The sequence below is a fragment of the Cohnella boryungensis genome (genome assembly GCF_042651945.1).
GTDB classification, from domain to species: Bacteria; Bacillota; Bacilli; order Paenibacillales; family Paenibacillaceae; genus Cohnella; species Cohnella boryungensis.
Genome location: NZ_JBHSED010000046.1, coordinates 40325 through 58397 on the forward strand (window position 1 = coordinate 40325; position 18073 = coordinate 58397).

Consider the following 18073-nt stretch of genomic DNA (forward strand, 5'->3'; position numbering starts at 1 on the left):
CGAAATAAGAATACACATCGCCTTGGGAAACTCGCTTCCCGTATGATGAGCGTGTAAGCAAACCAATCATGAAAAGGGGATTCGTACCATGCGCAAGATTTCATCTGTTATCGCCAGCTTGCTGATACTCAGTCTGGTGCTCGCGGCTTGCGGAGGAAGCAAAGAGAACACAGCTTCTCCTTCCGCAAGCTCGCCGAGCGCTTCGCCGAGCGCCTCTCCGGCGACCTCTCCGTCATCCGAAACGCCGCCGGACAACGACCCGTCGCAGCTGAAGGCCACGATAAGCATTTATTACCCGACGCCGGATCTGGTCGAGAAGCGCGCGCTGGAAGACGACCGAATCAGACGCTTTAACGAAGTGTATCCGAACGTGGAGATCCTGAAGAGCGACTGGCAGTACAATCCGAACGAGATCGGAATCAAGATGGGCGCGAACGAAGCGCCTACGCTGTTCAACACTTACGCGACCGAAGGCAAGTTTCTTGCGGAGAAGGGCTGGGCGGCCGATATTACCGAGCTGTTCAACGCGTACGACAAGAAGGATCAACTGAATCCGATTCTGCTGGATCAATTCAACATCGACGGGAAAATCTATGCCATTCCTCAGCAAGGCTATGTCGTGGGTACGGTCTTGAACAAAAAAATGCTGGACGACAAAGGCGTGCCCGTTCCCCCGCTGGATTGGACCTGGGACGATGTGCTGAGCACCGCCAAAGCGGTGGCCGCCCCCGGCAAGGGCATCTCCGGCATCGCCCCGATGGGGAAGGGCAATGAAGCCGGATGGAACTGGACGAACTTCCTGTTCGAGGCCGGAGGAGAGATACAGGCGATCGAGGAAGGCAAGGTCGTCGCGAAGTTTAACTCGGAAGCGGGGCTTAAAGCGCTTGAATTCTACAGCAAGCTGAAAGAAGCAAGCGTCATTCCGGCCGATTGGGCCTTGGGCTGGGGAGACGCGGTGGGAGCGTTCGCCCAGGGCAGAACGGCGATGGTCATCGCCGGTCCTGACGGCCCGCTGGATCAAGCCTTGAATCAAGGCGGCATGAAGCCTGAGGATTTGGTCGTGTATCCGATGCCAGCGGCGGCGGCAGGAGGCAAGCATACCGGCGTATTGGGCGGGGACTTCCTCGTCATCAATCCGAATGCGACGAAGGAAGAGCAATATGCGGCGTTCCAGTATGCGGTGTTCGATTACTTCACCGACAAGGGTCTGGAGTCCATCGAGACGAACATTAAAGCCCGCAAGGATGAGAACAAATATTTCGTTCCGCCCGTCATTCAGTACTTCAAGCAAGATTCGGAATACGGCCTGAAGATGAAAGCGGTATACGACAAATACGACAACGTGTACCAATACGCCAACGAGCTGATGACGCTGCTGGACGGCAAGCCCGAGGCGCAGTTCAATACCCAGGAGTATTACGCGGCGATGACGAACGTCATTCAAGAGGTGTTCTCCAAAAAAGAAGTGGACCTGAAGGCGCAGCTGGACGCCGCGGCCAAATCGGTTCAAGAGAAGTTCTACGACCAGATCAAAGTCGAATAGCCGGATCAAGGAATGCCCTGCGCGAGCCTCGCGCAGGGCATTCTCTGCGGAGCTGAACCGTTGCATCGCCTTCCGTTAGGGAAGTTGTCCAAGGGAAAATACCGTTCCCGCCTTGTCCAGCTTGGCATAAGCTATTCCGTAACCCATGAGGCAGATTGGGGGAGGAAGGCCTATGCAACTGCAAGCCGGAGTCATATGCGCCATATTCGGGGCTATGGTATCATTCGCTTTCGGAATTTGGAATGAGACGCTTACGTTTCTGCTCGTGCTGATGGCGATCGACTACTTCACCGGAGTGGCCGCGTCGATTAAAGAAGGCAGCGGCTTAAACAGCAACATCGGCTTCTGGGGGCTGCTTAAGAAAGGGCTTATATTGCTTGTCATCATCATTACCCATCGGTTGGACGTGCTTATGGGGTCCGATATCGTGATGGGCGGAGCCATCTTCTTCTACCTCGCCAACGAGCTTCTCTCCATTACGGAGAACTACGGGCGACTCGGCCTTCCCCTGCCCGAGCGGCTGAAACAAATGGTGCAGGTGCTTCGCGCTCGCGCCGGAGATGAGGAGGCGAAAAAGTCGGATCGTTCATCGAAAGGAGGAAAATCAGAAGAGTAAGAGATGGAACCGTTGCTCTATCGTCCGCAAGACGGCGAGCAGACGGTTTTTTGTTTTTGGCGGACAATGGCTATAATGGATACATAAAACGGCAACTTAAAAGGGAGAGGTTGGATCGTATGAGACTGGAAGGCGGCACGAGCGTTATTCTGCGCGTAGAGATGAACAAGCAGATGGTGACTTTCGGGGAGCTCGTCTCTTTGATCGGCAGAGAGGGAGGGGATATCGTTGCGATCGACGTCATTCAACCGGGTCGCAGAATGGAAATCCGCGACTTGACGGTAAGCGTTTCCGAGCCGGCGGTGGTGGAAACGCTTGCAGACGCGGTCAAGGCTATGCAGGGCATTCATCTCGTGAACGTATCCGACCGCACATTCCTGTTGCATCTTGGGGGCAAGATCGAAGTCCACTCCAAGGTGCCGATCAAAAATCGGGACGATCTGTCCAGGGTGTACACGCCGGGCGTCGCCAAGGTGTGCATGGCCATAAGCGAGGATGTCGGCAAATCGCACGCCTTGACCATCCGAAGGAATACGGTAGCCGTCGTATCGGACGGCACGGCGGTTCTCGGACTCGGGGACATTGGACCGCATGCCGCGATGCCGGTAATGGAAGGAAAGGCGATGCTGTTCAAGGAACTGGCCGGCGTCGATGCCTTCCCGATCTGTCTGGATACGAAGGATACGGAAGAGATTATCTCTATCGTCAAGGCGCTGGCTCCTACGTTCGGCGGGATCAATCTGGAGGACATCTCTTCGCCAAGATGCTTCGAGATCGAACGCAGGCTGAAGGAGGATTTGGACATTCCCGTCTTTCACGACGATCAGCACGGCACGGCGGTTGTCCTTCTGGCGGGCTTGCTGAATGCGCTTAAGATCGTCGGCAAGCCGATCGGGGAGATCAAGATCGTCGTCTGCGGCATCGGAGCCGCAGGCGTCGCTTGCTCTCGTATGCTGCTCGCTGCGGGCGTAACCCGGCTTGTCGGCGTGGACAAGTGCGGAGCCATCCATCGGGACGAACGCTATGACAATGAAGCCTGGAACGATTACGCCAGAATGACGAACCCGGATAATGAGAAAGGAAGCCTGTCCGATGTCATTGCAGGGGCGGACGTGTTCATCGGCTTGTCCCGTCCCCGCTTGCTGCGGCAAGAGGATGTACGGAAAATGAATGCCGACCCGATTGTATTCGCCATGGCGAATCCGGAGCCGGAAATCTCGCCGGAGGAAGCCGGAGCGCATGTGCGGGTGTACGCGACGGGACGGTCGGATTACCCGAATCAGTTGAATAACGTGCTTGCCTTCCCGGGAATCTTTCGCGGCGCCCTGGATGCCCGCGCCTCCGCGATCAACGAAGCGATGAAGCTGGCGGCGGCCAACGCGATCGCCTCGATCGTGACGGAGGAAGAGCTGAATGAAGAATACATCATTCCGAGCGTATTCAACGATAAGGTCGTTCCGGCGGTGCGCAGAGCGGTCATTCAGGAAGCGATCAACAGCGGAATCGCCCGGAAGGTGCCCAGCGATTTCCGGAATCTAGATTAAATAGGCAAATACGAAGGGTTTCTTCGGGACCGTTCATGAATTTGTCAAAAGTTTTAACGGAACTTTTTGTGACAAATGCTTGAGTTCAATTGCGTATTTTAGGTACAATATGTGGTAGACATTTTGGAGGAAGCAGGGGAGCAGACGATGCATAAATGGATTATGTCCGCATTGGTTACGATCGCGTGCGCAATGGGGGTCTACTTGCTGGCGACCGCAATGCCCGAGAAGCCGAAAGAGGAAACGCTTGCTGAGGGTCAGGAGCTGCTCAGAATCAAGGCTACCAATTTTGAATTCGATCAGGCGGAATACAAGGTGAAAGCGGGTACGAACTATAAGGTGAAGTACTCCAACACGTTGGGCAATCACGGCGTCGAATTCGTAGGTCTGAACGTTGAGCTGAACAAAGACAATCCTGAAACCGAAATCACTTTCGATACGCCGGGCGTTTACGAGCTGCATTGTTCCATTATGTGCGGACAAGGCCACAGTACAATGATATCCAAACTTATCGTGGAGTAGGGAAAAGAAAGGGAGCCGCAAGGGCTCCTTTTTTCCACCATAATCCCGATTTCGTTTATGAAGAGCGGCGCCTCGAGCGGGTGCGGGCAACGCCGAGATCGCCCAAATAGCCGATCAGCACGTAGCTGAGCACCGTAAGCGCGTACATAAACCAGACGCTGACGCGGTGCAAATCCGTAAACACTTCGACGAACCACATGGGTACGCTGAACATCATGAGAAACAGATTGTGCGGATCGTACCCTGTTGCGTTAAACAGGCAAAGCGCCAGTCCGATGAGCGTGCATATTCCGGTAATGGGATATCGCATAGTCGCCGACTTGCTCCCTTCGCTAATCTTATAAGGTAGTATGCGCGACGCCGTAAATCCTCATGTTAAGAAAGGATTGGGAAAAATGATCACTCACATCGTATTTTTCAAATTAAAGGACCGGAGCCCGGAAAGCATCGAGCGGACGGCTCAGGTTCTGCGGGATATGGAAGGTAAAATCGACGAGCTTCGCCACCTGGAAGTCGGATTGGACGTTCTGCATTCCGAGCGCTCCTACGATATCGCGCTTGTCACGAAATTCGATTCGATGGATGACTTGCAAGCCTATCAGGTGCACCCGGTGCACAAGAAAGTTATCGAACATATGACGTTGGTCCGCGAAGCTTCGGTCAGCGTCGATTACGAGAGTTGATCGAATGCTGACGCTTGTGGAGAAAGATCCGGCCAACATGGGCGACGTGTATCAGATGGCGACCTATACGATCCTCATTCTGATCAGCGCTATTGTGATGATCGTATGGCTGAAGCGCAGAGGCCGCAGCAAGAAGAAATAGCAAGGGGGTCAACGCCGATGTACGATGTCAATGTGCCTTATATCCGCAGCCGGCTTGCCTGTCTGCCGGAGCTCGCGCAAGCTCTATCCGCGGCAACGGTGTCCTGGTCCGGGAGCTTGACCGAAGGCTTGGCGCAGGAACGCGCCCTCCATCTGGCCGCAGAAATCGCGACCGATGTCGGACATGCTCTGATCGACGGCTTTATTATGAGAGATGCAAGCAGCTACGAGGATATTATTGATATCATCGCAGAGGAAGGCGTTATTTCCGAGCCTGTAGCGGTCTCGCTGCGGACGCTTGTCCTGCTGAGGAAAACTCTTGTGCAGGAATACGACTTGTGGCCGCGCCGGGAGCTTCATCCCCTGACGGCCGAGCTGCCTAGAGTGCTTATGGGCTTCTCGGATCAAGTAGACGCCTATTTGAGCAAGGAGCTTGTTTTCCCGGGAAATAAACCCTAAACGAGGTTAGACCCAACAGGTCGAGTCAGGGCTCAGCATGAGCCCTTGGGCTCGACCTGTTTTGTTTTCCTATGCGCGAGTCCGGCTGCGTGGCCGACCCCTTATCAGGAAAATTGCAGTTGGAGAGAAGATCAGGCATTGTCCGCTGTGTCAAGACAAGCCATCGCTAACTATACTGTCATTAACCGCATGGGCATTCGCCCGGGGGTTACCGGCGAACGGAGGGAAGCTTATGGCGTGGCAGGCGGCAGGCTATGGAATCGCAGCATCGGCAGTGGCCGTGGCTATCGCTCTCGTCTTCGCGCTGGCGTCGCTGACGCGAGCGGCCAGACGAATCGACGAAGCTGCGGCGGCAGTGAGCAAGGAGGCGGAAGCAGCCTTGAGAAGCTGCGTGAAGCTCGCGGATGAAGCTCGCGAGACAATCGCGCTCACGCGACATGGGGCGGAGGGATTTTCCGCGCTCGCGGAGGGGGCGCGAGCGTGGGGAGAAGCTTCCCGCCATGCGGCTGGCGCCGCAATTCAGCTGACTGAGCGTTATCGCGATTTCTTGTCTGCTCCCTTCAGATCGGCGGCTTCGCAGCGTCAGCGCGATGAGGATGCTCCGGTAGCGGAGATATGCCGCAAGCTGTGGACGATGTGGAAGCGCCGCGCCGATTCGGTGCGAGTCTCCTCCGATCGCCGCCCGGGAACGGGTGAGGAGCATGCAACAGAAGGAGAGTGACTTCAATGGAGAAGAAAGCGGTTCGTTCGTTTTTGTGGGGGGCCCTGACAGGCGCGGTAACCGGTGCGGTAACCGCATTGCTGCTTGCACCCAAATCCGGCCGCGAGCTCCGCGGCGACATCGCGGACACGGCTCAGAAGGTGGGCGAGAAAACGGCCGATCTGAGCCGGCAGGCCGGATCGGCGGTACAGACGCTGGCCAAGCGCACTTCCGGTCTGATTGGAGACGCGAAGCAGGCGACAGGGCGGCTGGTGACCGACATTCGTTCGCGCCTGAATCGGGAGGATTCCGATGTAGAAGAGAGCTCGACCGGAGAGGCCTCCAGCGAGGAACGGGAGTCGGCTGCGCAATAATGTCCGTTTGAAGACAGAACGAGGAATTCGCCAAGCGCCGCCCGCTCCCGCAGGGCGGTCTTTGGCGCGCGTTCGTCACCTTTTTCCCGTTCATCTCATAGTTTAGATTGAAGCCATCTCCATATTCAATGTAGAAAGCGGTGTTTCTGTGCAGCAACCCATCGCTGTCCTTGACTCCGGAGTGGGGGGCTTGACTGTCGTCAAGGAAGTGATGAGACAGCTTCCCCGCGAGAAAATCCTCTATTTCGGCGACACCGCAAGAACGCCTTACGGCCCGCGAGGGGCGGAGGAGGTTGTCGCTTTCACAAGAGAAATCGTGGACTATCTCATTCGTTACAATCCCAAAATGATCGTCATCGCCTGCAACACCGCAACTGCCGCAGCATTGGAGGATATCCGCGGGCGTGTTGCTTTGCCAGTCATCGGAGTGATCAGTCCGGGAGCTCGCGCCGCCGTCAGCAGAACGGCTACGGGAGTTGTCGGCGTGATCGGCACGGAAGGCACGATTAACAGCGGGGCTTACGATGCGGCGCTTAAGCGGCTATGTCCTGACATTGAAGTCATAAGCCGGGCATGCCCTTCCTTTGTGCCGCTTGTCGAGGACGGGAATTTCCACTCCATGGAGACGCTGCTGACCGTAGTCGAAGCGCTTCTTCCCCTGAACCGTTCGCCGATGGACTGCTTGATTCTGGGATGTACGCATTACCCTTTTCTGGCGGAATGCATCTCGCTGGCGATGGGGCCCGATGTCGCCTTGATTAATTCGGCCGAGGAAACGGCACGGGATATTCGCGCCGTTCTGGAAGAGAACGGCAAGCTTGAGGGAGAGGACGGGGCTGCTCCCGTTCATCGTTTCGTGTGCAGCGGCGACCCGCAGAAATTTCTTGAGATTGCTCAAGCCTGGTTAGGCGAGCCGGTGCTGGTTACCTCGGCTTTAGGGCCTATCCCCGATATGAAAATTTGATCGAAGAGCACTGCGAGCAGCCCGGGAGCTGCTCGTTTCTTTTTAGGCTGATCCGCTAGCGAATCGAACCTGTTCATAAACCGCCCCGATGCGGCATACATCATTAGCATCTTCATCTTCGGATACAGGGGGAAGCGCCATGGCGGATGAACAGGTATATGGGTATGAGCGGCTGGAGAACGACTTGGATCGTCTTGCTCATCGCTATTCGTTTATACGGAGGGGATCGATAGGCACGAGCGCGCTGGGCAGGCAGATCCCGTATTTGCGGCTGGGTGAGGGGCCGTTTCGCTGGCACTTTAACGGAGCATGCCATGCGAACGAATGGATAACCTCCTGGCTGCTGATGCGATTCGCCGAGGATTACGCCGATAGCTGCTCGCGGCAGACTCGCTTCTGGGGCAAATCCGCCTCGGATCTGTTTTCCAGATGTACGCTATGGATCGTTCCGATGCTTAACCCGGACGGAGTCGAGCTTGTTCGCTGCGGTGTCGGCGAAGGGCAGCCTTTGGAGCGGGAGCTGCGCGCCTGGAACCGGGATTCGAATCGTTTTCATCGTTGGAAGGCCAATGCGCGCGGCGTCGATCTGAACGATCAATTTCCCGCCCATTGGGAGACGGAACGGCAGCGTCGCTCGATTCACGCGCCGGGACCGAGAGATTATGGGGGAGAGGGGCCGCTTTCGGAGCCGGAGGCGCAAGCGCTGGCAGAGCTTACCGAGCGCGCCGATTTCCATGCGGTGCTGGCGCTGCATACGCAAGGAGAGGAAATCTACTGGAATTATCGCGGGTACGAGCCGGAGGAGTCGCGGATGTGGGCGGATCGCATGGCAGCCTCGGCCGGCTATCGCGCGGTCTATCTCGAAGGCAGCGACGCGGGATATAAGGATTGGTTTATTGCTCAATACCGCAGACCGGGTTTTACAGTAGAGGCCGGCTGGGGGCATAATCCATTGCCCGCAAGCGAAGCGGAGGATATATACGACGATATTGCGCGCCTGCTGGCCGAGGCGCTGGATTGCGCGCCTCTTGATTGATGCGGAGGAATATCGGGCACACTGGAGGCAAATGCTCCAATTCCGCTAAGGCAAAGGGGGCTCCCGATGAAACGCGCGGCTCGCAAAAACGGATTCGGAATAGGGAGGCGACTTCCCGCCCGGGTGTGGCGTATTTTGCGCTCGGAGCGGGTATCCCTGAGGGACAAGCTGATCTTTATCGTTCCCGTAGCTCTCTACTGGATTCTGCCCGATCTCATGCCCATGCTTCCTGTCGACGATGCCGCATTCACGCTCCTGGCCGCCGCAGGATATGTCAAAGCCATGGAACGAAAGTATGGGCGATGAACCCCGAATTGGGCATACGCATATACTCTCTATAGGCTATCACTTGTTATAGAGAGGCGTGAATGAACGTTGGCACTATCCGATATGGACTATGCTTCGCCGAAGGCCCAATTTACCTTTGATTTGAAGAACGGTGTATTCTATAAGAAGGACGCCCGAAACTACATTAACCTGCTGTCGATCAAGAATTTGAATACGCTGGGCAATTACTCGCTGCTAGATATATACTTAAGCACGGGCAACGTAATCGAGCCCCACTATCACCAGAATGCATCGGAGCTGGTCTATTGCATTTCCGGTGCGGCTGTCGTTTCCATCGTAAACCCCTTCACAGCGAAGCTGCTCAATTTTCAGATTCAGCCGGGTCAGGTGGCGAACGTTCCGCAGGGGTGGTGGCACTATGAGGTTGCGACCGTCGACAACACTCACCTGCTGGCGATCTTCGATGCGCCCGTGCCGGAAGTCATCTTCGGATCGGATATATTGCGGCTGACTCCCGCAAGCGTGTGGGCGCATACGTATTGCTTAAACGAAGCCAAGGTGAAGGAGACCTTCGCCCCGATTCAGAGCACGACGATTATCGGTCCTCCGAGCAGCTGCAAGCAGGCTCAACCTATGCGAACGACGCAAGGCGAAGAGGCCGGAGCGCATGGCCAGCCTAATGCAGGATATGGCAATCCGGCATACGGCCAGCAGGGATACAGAACGTTATAGGAATGCTCGGTCAAGGGGGCGGCCTTGCGGTCGTCTCTTGTTTTCCGATCTCAAAATAATTACAATAGAACGGAGAACCTGACGGGAGTGGAAGACGAGATGAATTGTAAGATTACCCGAAACGCGGCCAGTGTGCTGCGTCGCGAATTGGACAAGCCCGAGAATGCGGATAAGAAGCTTAAAGTGTTCATTACGCACAGCCACGGCGATCATGCGCATTACGGCATGGATGTGGCGAAGCCGACCGATAAAGACGAAGTCGTCTCGACAGATAAGGGCATCGACGTTCTGCTTGCCAAGGGAGAAGACTTGCTGGACGGCGTGAAGATTGACTATCTTTATTTTCCGCAAGAAGGGTTCGTCATTACGAATCCGAGCAAGGGGAACCATGGAGACCACTGATCAAGAGCGAAGCGGGTCCTTGAACGATATTCGGATATGCGACAAGTGCAAGCATATCCGGGTCAAAACCTTGCTTCCCAAGCTCCGCAAGCTGGCGCCTGACACCGAAATCAAGGTTGCCTGCAAGTCGTATTGCGGTCCATGTTCCCGATACGCCTTCATTTTCGTGAATGGCCGTTACGTCACGGCCCCGACGGAAGACGAAGCGCTGGAGAAAGCGAGCAAATACGTTAAGCCTTCATGCTAATAAAGCTCCGCATCTCTGAAGAGTAACGGGTTCCATACTGAGGTGCAAAAACTCAAAATGACAAGCCGCAACCTAAGTGGCTTGTCATTTGCAATAAATTTAGACTTTCAGTGTTGCCGTCATTCGTTAAATCGCCCCATAATAATGGTGTTATAGTATTTACCGTCAGAAAGACGTTTGTCCTTTTTTAATAGGCCTTCTATTTCAAATCCCATTTTTTCATAAAGTTTTATCGCATTTTCGTTCGTTTCTAATACGTTCAGGGTCATTTTCTTTATATCGTTGGAAGCAGCCCAATGAATGGATTCTTTCAATAGATTCTTTCCAATCCTGTATCCCCAATAATCCTTTAACACACCTACTCCGAATTCAACCTTATGGGATAACCTATTCAAAGGATTACCTTCGCATCTTGAAAATCCTACCAATCTGTCTTGAACTTCCGCAACTAAAAACAGATGGTTCTTATTATCTGTATCCGATGTGACCATCTGCTCAAACCCTAATGGATCAATAAATGCCTCGCCTTTTTCCCTGTCTAAATTTTCAGTCTCGCCATCGATTTGCAATCGAATTTTAGACAATGCTTCCGCATCTTTGTTAACTGCAGATCTAATCCTATATCTCATTCCATTAACATGATACTCTGTCTCATTTATTTTCATTGTCTGCTCCAATCAAATTGATTCGTATATTCCCCGTAATCGTCTTATCTGATAAAAATAGTTCGATTGACGGTGGGACACAAAACGTCTGCCGCCGACCGAAGGACGGAGACAGACGTTTCTACTTGTCTATTCTTCTTTGCGGAAGACCGGGAACAGGTCGTTCTCGATCACTCTGTCCGAGACGCTTAAGTCCATCTTCGCGGATTGAGCTCCTGCCGCGCAAGCCGTTGCGTCCGTCAGCGCGGGCTCTTCTCCGGCTAGGGAGTAACAGGAGCCATTTTCAACGAGGCCGTCTGCGCTGGGCACGTAATAGACTTGCCCGTCCGTGAAGCCTCCGTTGCGGAATACGACCGACTTGGGCGCTTGGGACAGCATGCTGATCCCCATACCGTAGCGATCCTCCGGAGAGATGCCGAGCAGGTGCATGATCGTAGGCGTCGTATCGATCTGTCCGACGGCTTTCTCGTTAACGCCGGCATGCTCATCGTTCGGCAGGTGGATGAAGAATGGAACCTGACGGACAATCCGATCCTTATCCAGCTCGGAGACGGGGCGGCCGAAGAACGTCTCGTAAAGCTTCCAATCGTATACGGAGTTGTCGTGGTCGCCGTAGAACATGAGAATGGTGTTGTCCCACAGCCCTTCTTCCTTCAAGTTCTGAACGAGGTCGCCGACAGCCGAGTCGACGTAACGGGCGGCCTGGACGTAGTCTCCGAGAATCGTTCCCTGCAGCTCTCCGACGTTCAGCTCCTGGTTGGCATAGGGGAGCTTAAACGGATGATGACTCGATAGGGTAATCGTTAACGCATAGAATGGCGAGCTGTTGCGCTCCTTTAATTGCGCAACGGTCTGCCGGAAGAAGGAGACGTCCCCTAGCGACCAGCCGATCGGCTCGTCTATATTGTAGTCTTTAATATTGTAGAACTGGTCGTAATCCATATTGTGGTACATATTATTGCGATTCCAGAAGCTTCCGTCATAGGCGTGATGCACGGTCGTATCGTAGCCTTGGCTCTTCAGGATGGAAGGGGCGCAATCGAATTCATTCGCCGCGAAACGGATGAAGGCGGACCCCGTCGGCAACGGATGCATCGAGCAACTGGTCAGGAAGTCGGCGTCCGAAGTGCGACCTTGCGCAGTCTGGTGATAGAAATTGGGAAAATATATGCTCTGTCCGATCAGCTTGTTCAGGTTAGGCGTAATCTCCTCCCCGCCGATGGACTGGCCGATGACAAAGGTTTGAAACGCCTCCGCCTGGACAACCAGGACATTTTTCCCTTTATACTGTCCGAACAAGGGCTCCGTTTCCATCTGCTTGCGCAGCGCGTCCCGCTGCTTGAACCAGTCGCTCGCTTCCTGGATTTGCTCCTTCGACAAGCTCGCGCCCAACCAATGCTCCTTGGCGTAACGGTAGGTATCGTAGCCGTGGAATCCAAGCAAGCCTGTTACGTTATAGATGGGAACGTTCCACCAGTTGCCGACGAACAAGCCCCGGGCCCATCCGTTCTTCTGCTCCTGCACGGGATAGTAGACCAGCGCCCAGCCTGCCGCGAACACGAGGGCGGCTGGCAGCAGCTTGCGCCACAGGAAGGAGAGCCGTGAACGGGCAGGCTGGACGACAGCGCTCGCCTGGCGTTTGGGAGAGTGTCTCCAGAGCATCCAGCCGGCCAGGGCGAAGGCGATGGGAACATCGGCGAAGAAGATCCAGTCGCCAGGCTTCATCAGGCTCCAGATGCTTTCCTGCAGCTCTCCGACCTGGCCTGCCTGCAGCAGCACCGGAACGGAGATGAAGTCTTTAAAATAGCGGAAGTAGATCAGATCGGCGAATAATAGCACGGATAAGGCCAGATTTAGAATTGCCAAGGAAAGGGCCCGGGCTCTTCGCCCGAGGAAAAGCGTCCAGAACGAGACAAGCAGCGCGGCGCCGAGATTGACGGCCCACTTCCAATAGTTCATGCCGCCGACGTTAAAGTGATGATCCAGCTCGTTTAATTTATATAGTAATGAAAAGACGAGCAGGGCTATCCCCCATATCGGCCATGAGCTAAGCGTCTTGTAGATCCGCGGAAGGCTCTCGCCCGTGGCGGATCGCAATCGCATTAACATGATCAACTTCCTTTCTTATAACAATGGAGAAATGTAAATTTCGCTATATCATTAAATGATCTGCGTGTAAAGTGCAAACAAAAAATAGTATAGCTCTTCTGTCGGGGCAATACAAATTTTGTGATAAAATAACGGGAGGTCAGGCCCGTTCCGACGGAAAGGGCGAATACGACGGAGGTGCTCAATACAAATGGAACGATCGCCGGATCGTTATTTTGACGAACTTTATTCTGTGGATGCCGATCTTGCCAGAGTCGGCGCAAGCATAAGCGAGGCCGGGATGCCCGATATTTCCGTGGCCGCGGGCTACGGCCGGCTGCTGACCTTTCTGATGCGGGTCTCGGGAGCCCGCAGCGCCATGGAGATCGGCGCGCTGGGGGGTTACAGCGGTATTTGCCTGGCGCGCGGGATGCCTGACGACGGCAGGTTGGTGTCGCTGGAGCTTAAGGCGGAATATGCCGAGCTGGCGAAAGCCAATCTGACGGCCGCAGGTCTGGGACATAAGGCGGAATACCGAATTGGGGATGCCCGGGCAAGTCTGGAGAGCATGAAAGCGGACGGGGAGAGGTTCGACTTCTTCTTTATCGATGCGGACAAGGAAAATTATCCGTTCTACTTGGAATGCTGCATCAGTCTCGCGAATCGGGGAGCGATTATTGCAGCGGATAATACGTTGCTTCGGGGCAAAACGATCGACGAAAGCAGGCAGGGTCCTTCGGTCAAAGCACTGCGTGGATTTAACGCAACGATTGCGAGAGACGAAAGGTTAGAAGGGGTGCATTTGCCAGCTTACGACGGCCTCGCTCTTGCTCGAGTGAAATAAAATACGATTCTGTAGCTAGGAAAAACGCGTTTTTGCGGGCTGAACAATCCGCAAAAACGCGTTTTTTACAAATGTATAATCTATTCATAAGGGTTTCTTATTATTTAATTAGAATTATGCTAATTTTAATCCCATTAAAATACCTCAGATGGAAAAAAAATCTATAAAAATGAACGTATTTTCAAGTTAAAGCGGTTTAACTTTACAAAATTATCAAGTTAAGTGAATGATTATACGTATGGTTTAATGTTTAAACACACTCGTAAGCGTTTTCTGTTATATATACGTTATGTAATATGACATAAGTGGTCATTTAGAATCACAATTCCATAAACTCTCATTGCAGAGCACGAAATATCATAGTAAAATTCTGATGTTCCACCAAATTTCAATTCGAAACGAACAAAATTTCAGGAGGGTTAGGAATTTGGACGAACATTTTCATTGCGAACCTGATTTATGGTTTGCAATGATGCTGGGCGGTGTATAGAAAATATGCACGCCAGAGAAAATATTCGAAATGATGGGGAGGAAACAGTTATGAAATTCAAAAAGATTTTCTCGACTGCCATGGCAGTCACGCTGGCTGGCACGCTTCTTGCGGCTTGCAGCAGCAACAACAATAATAGCAGCAGTAGCAGCCCGTCTTCGCCGTCGGCTAGCAACACGCCGCAAGAAAGCCAAGCCTCTCAAGGAAATGGCACACCGGCAGAGTTCCGCTTTACCATCGGCTCCGAGCCGCCAAGCTTGGATCCCGCATTGATGACGGATGCGCAATCCTCAATCGTCGCTTCCGGTCTGTTCGACGGATTAACCCGACTCGACTCCTCCGGCGTGCCGCAGCCGGCCATCGCCAAAAACTGGGATGTCTCCGAGGATGGCAAAACCTACACGTTCCACCTTCGCGACGACGCCAAGTGGAGCAATGGAGACCCTGTAACCGCTCATGACTTCGAATATTCCTGGAAACGCGCACTGTCGCCGGATACGGCTTCCGATTATGCATATATGCTCTTCTATCTGGAGAATGGCGAGAAGTACAACGCAGGAGAGGCGGATGCCGATCAAGTCGGCGTCAAAGCGCTGGACGACCAAACGCTGGAAGTCAAGCTGTACACGGCCGCTCCTTACTTCAACAGCTTGATCGCCCACTATACCTATTGGCCGGTCAACAAGAATGCGGTTGAAGGCAAGCCGGAATGGGCTGCCGACAAAGCGACGATGGTCACGAACGGACCGTTCCTGCTGTCCGAATGGTCGCATGGCGACAAGCTCGTTCTCACGAAAAACCCAGACTTCTATGACGCTGCTAAAGTCGGCTTCGACAAAGCGACGATCTCCGTAGTCGAAGCGGATTCCACCGTCATGAACCTGTTCGAGACAGACAAGATCGATTGGATCGGCGCGCAAGCGGGCGCTGTGCCGAACGACATGGTTCCGAAGCTTGTCTCCGAAGGCAAGGCGGAGATCAAGACGATCGCTTCAACCTACTACTATTTGTTTAATACCCAGACGAAACCTTTCAACAACGTTAAGATCCGTAAAGCCTTCTCGATGGCAATCAGCCGTCAAGCGATTATCGACAATGTCACGAAAGCGAACCAGACGCCTGCATTCGGCTTGATCCCGCCTAGTATTACGGTGGACGGCAAATCCTTCCGCGAGATGTATCCGGACAAGGATTTCTCCACAGAGAATGTAGAGGAAGCGAAGAAGCTTCTGGCTGAAGGACTTGCCGAGAGCGGCTTGGACAAATTCCCTGAAGTTACGCTGCTGTACAACACCAACGAAGGACATAAGGCGATTGCGGAAGCGATCATCGATATGTGGCGCAAAAATCTCGGAGTCGAGGTGAAATTGTCCAACCAAGAATGGGGCACGTTCCTCGAGTCGAGAAAAGCCGGTCAATTCGGTATCGCGCGTTCGGGTTGGGGCGCGGACTTCAACCATCCGATCAACTTCTCTTACGACTTGATTCACCCGAAATCCGGCAACAATGACGGTAAATACAATAACCCGGCAGTAGGCAAAGCGTTGGACGATTCCCTTCTTGCAGCCGATGAGAAAACACGTGTCGATCTCATTGCTCAAGCGGAGAAAATCGCCCTGTCCGATGACATGGCCGTATTGCCGATCTACTACTATACGACGGTTACCATGGTGAAGGACGGCTTCGCCGACGTTGTTTCCGACTATGCAGGTCACCTGGATTGGGCATTCGGCAGCAAGAAATAATTCGATTCAATTGAGCTAAAATCCACGACTGGGAAGGGTATATATAGTATCCCTATATATACCCTTCTAGTTGCATATTTGGGCAGAACGGGCGGGTGAGGAGCTTGATTCGCTATATATCTAAGAAGATCGCATTTATGATCATATCGCTGTTCTGCTTGGTGACGGCGACCTTTGTTCTCATGAATGCAGTGCCGGGCAGTCCGCTGCAATCGGAAAAAGCGACTAGCGAACAGATTCAGAAAAACCTGGAGGCGTATTACGGACTAGACAAGCCTCTAATCGTGCAATACGGGATTTATTTGAAAAATCTAACCGAGGGCGATCTCGGGATTTCCATGAAGAAGAAGTTTCAAGCGGTGGATAAAATCATCGCGAATTCCTTTAAGTATTCCCTCAAGCTGGGTATTGCGTCCATTATTACCTCGGTGATCGTCGGATGCGTACTGGGGATCATATCGGCGATGTATCATCGTAAAATGCTGGATAATTTGTCGATGATTATCGCGGTAATCGGATTGTCTGTACCGAGTTTGGTCATGGCTCCGTTGCTGCAGTATCTATTGGCCGTGAAAATTAGGGCGTTTGAAGTGGCGGGCTTAAACGGTCCATTGGATTATGTACTGCCCACAATAGCTCTTTCCTCCGCTTCGATCGCATTTATTGCGAGGTTGATTCGCTCAACCATGATAGAGGTATTAAACTCCGATTTTATCAAGACCGCGAAGTCCAAAGGACTAGCCGGGCATCTGATCGTATGGCGCCATGCCTTGCGCAACTCCATGCTGCCCGTCGTGACCTTCATGGGGTACTTGATGGCGAACGTCATTACCGGCTCGGTCGTAATCGAGCAGATTTTTGCGATTCCGGGCTTGGGCAAATTTTTCGTCCAGAGCGTATCCGACCGCGATTATCCGTTGATTATGGGCATTACGATATTCTATGCGGTCATTCTGATGGTATCCCGTCTGCTGGCGGATATCGCTTACGTATTGGTAGATCCAAGAATCAGAATGTCCGGCGGAAAGGTGGCGAAGTAGGCCTTGCTAAAGAAATCAGATGCGGGCGCCGTCCGCCCCGAGATGTTCGAGCCGCTAGAACGCAATCATGCTGTTGAAAAGGTAGAGCGCAAAAGATTGACTGCGTGGCAGGATATCCGTTATCGGCTGTACAGCAATAAGCTGGCGATGACGGGCTTCTGGATCACGGTTGTCGTCATTCTGTTTGCCGTCTTCGCGCCGCTATTGTCTCCGCATGACCATTTTACGAACGACCTGGCCAATACGAATCAGCCTCCAAGCATGAAGCACTGGTTCGGCACCGATGACCTTGGACGCGATTTGTTCGTAAGAACGTGGAAGGGCGCGCAAGTTTCCTTGTTCGTCGGCGTCGCAGCCGCGTTCATTGATCTGATTATCGGAATTATCTACGGCGGGATCATGGGGTACTACGGCGGCAAGGTGGATGAAGTCATGAATCGCTTTGCCGAAATTCTCTACGCCATTCCCTATTTGCTTGTCGTTATTCTGCTGCTTGTCGTCATGGAGCCGAGTCTTACGACCATTATCGTCGCCATGTCCATCACCGGCTGGATCAATATGGCCTGGATTGTGCGCGGGCAGATGATGCAGCTGAAGAATCAGGAGTATGCCCTTGCTTCCAAAGCGCTGGGCGCAGGCTCGATGCGGATTATTTTCCGGCATTTGATCCCCAACGCCATGGGCCCGATCCTGGTGACTCTGACTTTGACCGTGCCTAGCGCGATTTTTACCGAGGCGTTCCTCAGCTTCCTCGGCCTGGGCGTTCAATCGCCTGTGGCATCGTGGGGGACGATGATCAACGACGGCGTCAAAGCGATGACGATCTATCCTTGGCGGCTGCTGTTCCCCGCGCTGTTCCTGAGCTTAACGATGTTTGCCTTTAACGTGTTCGGAGACGGAGTGCGCGACGCATTCGATCCGAAGCTGAAAAAATAAACTATAGATCGCGG

General features: G+C 53.4%; 22 protein-coding genes. 19 read left to right on the top strand and 3 right to left on the bottom strand.

The features are described from left to right. Positions 1-88: 88 nt before the first annotated feature. The 4 genes from ACFO1S_RS21335 to ACFO1S_RS21350 all read left to right on the top strand — a co-directional run bounded on the left by ACFO1S_RS21335 (position 89) and on the right by ACFO1S_RS21350 (position 4225). Positions 89-1543 (top strand): ABC transporter substrate-binding protein, encoded by a 1455-nt coding sequence (locus ACFO1S_RS21335; RefSeq protein WP_204605555.1) that lies wholly within the window; start codon positions 89-91, stop codon positions 1541-1543. A gap of 172 nt (positions 1544-1715) precedes the next feature. Next, complete coding sequence (locus ACFO1S_RS21340; RefSeq protein ID WP_204605554.1) at positions 1716-2159, top strand: phage holin family protein; 444 nt, start codon at positions 1716-1718, stop codon at positions 2157-2159. A 119-nt stretch (positions 2160-2278) separates the two neighbouring features. After that, complete coding sequence (locus ACFO1S_RS21345) at positions 2279-3703, top strand: NAD-dependent malic enzyme (RefSeq protein WP_204605553.1); 1425 nt, start codon at positions 2279-2281, stop codon at positions 3701-3703. Positions 3704-3850: 147 nt separating this feature from the next. Continuing rightward, positions 3851-4225 (top strand): cupredoxin domain-containing protein, encoded by a 375-nt coding sequence (locus tag ACFO1S_RS21350; RefSeq protein ID WP_204605552.1) that lies wholly within the window; start codon positions 3851-3853, stop codon positions 4223-4225. Between the two features lie 55 nt (positions 4226-4280). On the opposite strand, the gene ACFO1S_RS21355 is transcribed toward ACFO1S_RS21350, so the two are convergent. Next, positions 4281-4535, bottom strand: coding sequence for a hypothetical protein (locus ACFO1S_RS21355; protein ID WP_204605551.1), 255 nt, complete (start codon positions 4533-4535; stop codon positions 4281-4283). Positions 4536-4620: 85 nt separating this feature from the next. On the opposite strand from ACFO1S_RS21355, the gene ACFO1S_RS21360 reads away from it, so the two are divergent. The 11 genes from ACFO1S_RS21360 (at position 4621) to ACFO1S_RS21410 (ending at position 10251) form a co-directional block, all read left to right on the top strand. Next, positions 4621-4908, top strand: coding sequence for a Dabb family protein (locus ACFO1S_RS21360; RefSeq protein ID WP_204605550.1), 288 nt, complete (start codon positions 4621-4623; stop codon positions 4906-4908). 4 nt (positions 4909-4912) lie between these two features. Then, entirely contained in the window at positions 4913-5050 is a 138-nt protein-coding gene (locus ACFO1S_RS21365) for a hypothetical protein (protein ID WP_204605549.1), read from the top strand. Between the two features lie 17 nt (positions 5051-5067). Then, positions 5068-5508 carry a DUF86 domain-containing protein gene (locus tag ACFO1S_RS21370; RefSeq protein WP_204605548.1) on the top strand — a complete coding sequence of 147 codons (441 nt, stop codon included), beginning with the start codon at positions 5068-5070 and terminating at the stop codon, positions 5506-5508. Positions 5509-5740: 232 nt separating this feature from the next. Continuing rightward, entirely contained in the window at positions 5741-6229 is a 489-nt protein-coding gene (locus ACFO1S_RS21375) for a hypothetical protein (protein WP_204605547.1), read from the top strand. Between the two features lie 5 nt (positions 6230-6234). Next, a complete protein-coding gene (locus tag ACFO1S_RS21380; protein ID WP_204605546.1) occupies positions 6235-6582 on the top strand; it encodes a YtxH domain-containing protein in 348 nt (115 codons plus the stop codon). Positions 6583-6730: 148 nt separating this feature from the next. Next, positions 6731-7546, top strand: a complete 816-nt coding sequence (gene racE, locus ACFO1S_RS21385; RefSeq protein WP_204605545.1) for a glutamate racemase — start codon at positions 6731-6733, stop codon at positions 7544-7546. A 139-nt stretch (positions 7547-7685) separates the two neighbouring features. Next, positions 7686-8582, top strand: coding sequence for a M14 family metallopeptidase (locus tag ACFO1S_RS21390; protein WP_378127527.1), 897 nt, complete (start codon positions 7686-7688; stop codon positions 8580-8582). A 66-nt stretch (positions 8583-8648) separates the two neighbouring features. Beyond that, positions 8649-8888 carry a hypothetical protein gene (locus ACFO1S_RS21395; protein ID WP_204605543.1) on the top strand — a complete coding sequence of 80 codons (240 nt, stop codon included), beginning with the start codon at positions 8649-8651 and terminating at the stop codon, positions 8886-8888. A 69-nt stretch (positions 8889-8957) separates the two neighbouring features. Next, positions 8958-9602 carry a cupin domain-containing protein gene (locus tag ACFO1S_RS21400; RefSeq protein WP_204605542.1) on the top strand — a complete coding sequence of 215 codons (645 nt, stop codon included), beginning with the start codon at positions 8958-8960 and terminating at the stop codon, positions 9600-9602. Positions 9603-9701: 99 nt separating this feature from the next. Beyond that, positions 9702-10004 (top strand): iron-sulfur cluster assembly accessory protein, encoded by a 303-nt coding sequence (locus ACFO1S_RS21405; protein WP_204605540.1) that lies wholly within the window; start codon positions 9702-9704, stop codon positions 10002-10004. Next, positions 9991-10251, top strand: coding sequence for a YuzB family protein (locus tag ACFO1S_RS21410; RefSeq protein WP_204605539.1), 261 nt, complete (start codon positions 9991-9993; stop codon positions 10249-10251). Before ACFO1S_RS21405 ends, ACFO1S_RS21410 begins: the two co-directional genes overlap by 14 nt. A gap of 119 nt (positions 10252-10370) precedes the next feature. On the opposite strand, the gene ACFO1S_RS21415 is transcribed toward ACFO1S_RS21410, so the two are convergent. Both ACFO1S_RS21415 and ACFO1S_RS21420 read right to left on the bottom strand, forming a co-directional pair. Next, positions 10371-10916 (bottom strand): GNAT family N-acetyltransferase, encoded by a 546-nt coding sequence (locus tag ACFO1S_RS21415; RefSeq protein ID WP_204605538.1) that lies wholly within the window; start codon positions 10914-10916, stop codon positions 10371-10373. A 129-nt stretch (positions 10917-11045) separates the two neighbouring features. Beyond that, entirely contained in the window at positions 11046-13025 is a 1980-nt protein-coding gene (locus tag ACFO1S_RS21420; RefSeq protein ID WP_204605537.1) for an LTA synthase family protein, read from the bottom strand. 190 nt (positions 13026-13215) lie between these two features. On the opposite strand from ACFO1S_RS21420, the gene ACFO1S_RS21425 reads away from it, so the two are divergent. The 4 genes from ACFO1S_RS21425 (at position 13216) to ACFO1S_RS21440 (ending at position 18059) form a co-directional block, all read left to right on the top strand. Further along, on the top strand, positions 13216-13848 hold the full coding sequence (locus tag ACFO1S_RS21425) for an O-methyltransferase (protein ID WP_204605536.1): 633 nt from the start codon (positions 13216-13218) through the stop codon (positions 13846-13848). Positions 13849-14388: 540 nt separating this feature from the next. Beyond that, positions 14389-16083, top strand: coding sequence for a peptide ABC transporter substrate-binding protein (locus ACFO1S_RS21430; RefSeq protein WP_204605535.1), 1695 nt, complete (start codon positions 14389-14391; stop codon positions 16081-16083). A gap of 104 nt (positions 16084-16187) precedes the next feature. Next, positions 16188-17123, top strand: coding sequence for an ABC transporter permease (locus ACFO1S_RS21435; protein ID WP_204605534.1), 936 nt, complete (start codon positions 16188-16190; stop codon positions 17121-17123). Positions 17124-17165: 42 nt separating this feature from the next. Then, the gene (locus ACFO1S_RS21440) at positions 17166-18059 is read left to right on the top strand and encodes an ABC transporter permease (RefSeq protein ID WP_204605594.1); all 894 of its coding nucleotides are present in this window, start codon (positions 17166-17168) and stop codon (positions 18057-18059) included. The last annotated feature ends 14 nt before the right edge of the window (positions 18060-18073 follow it).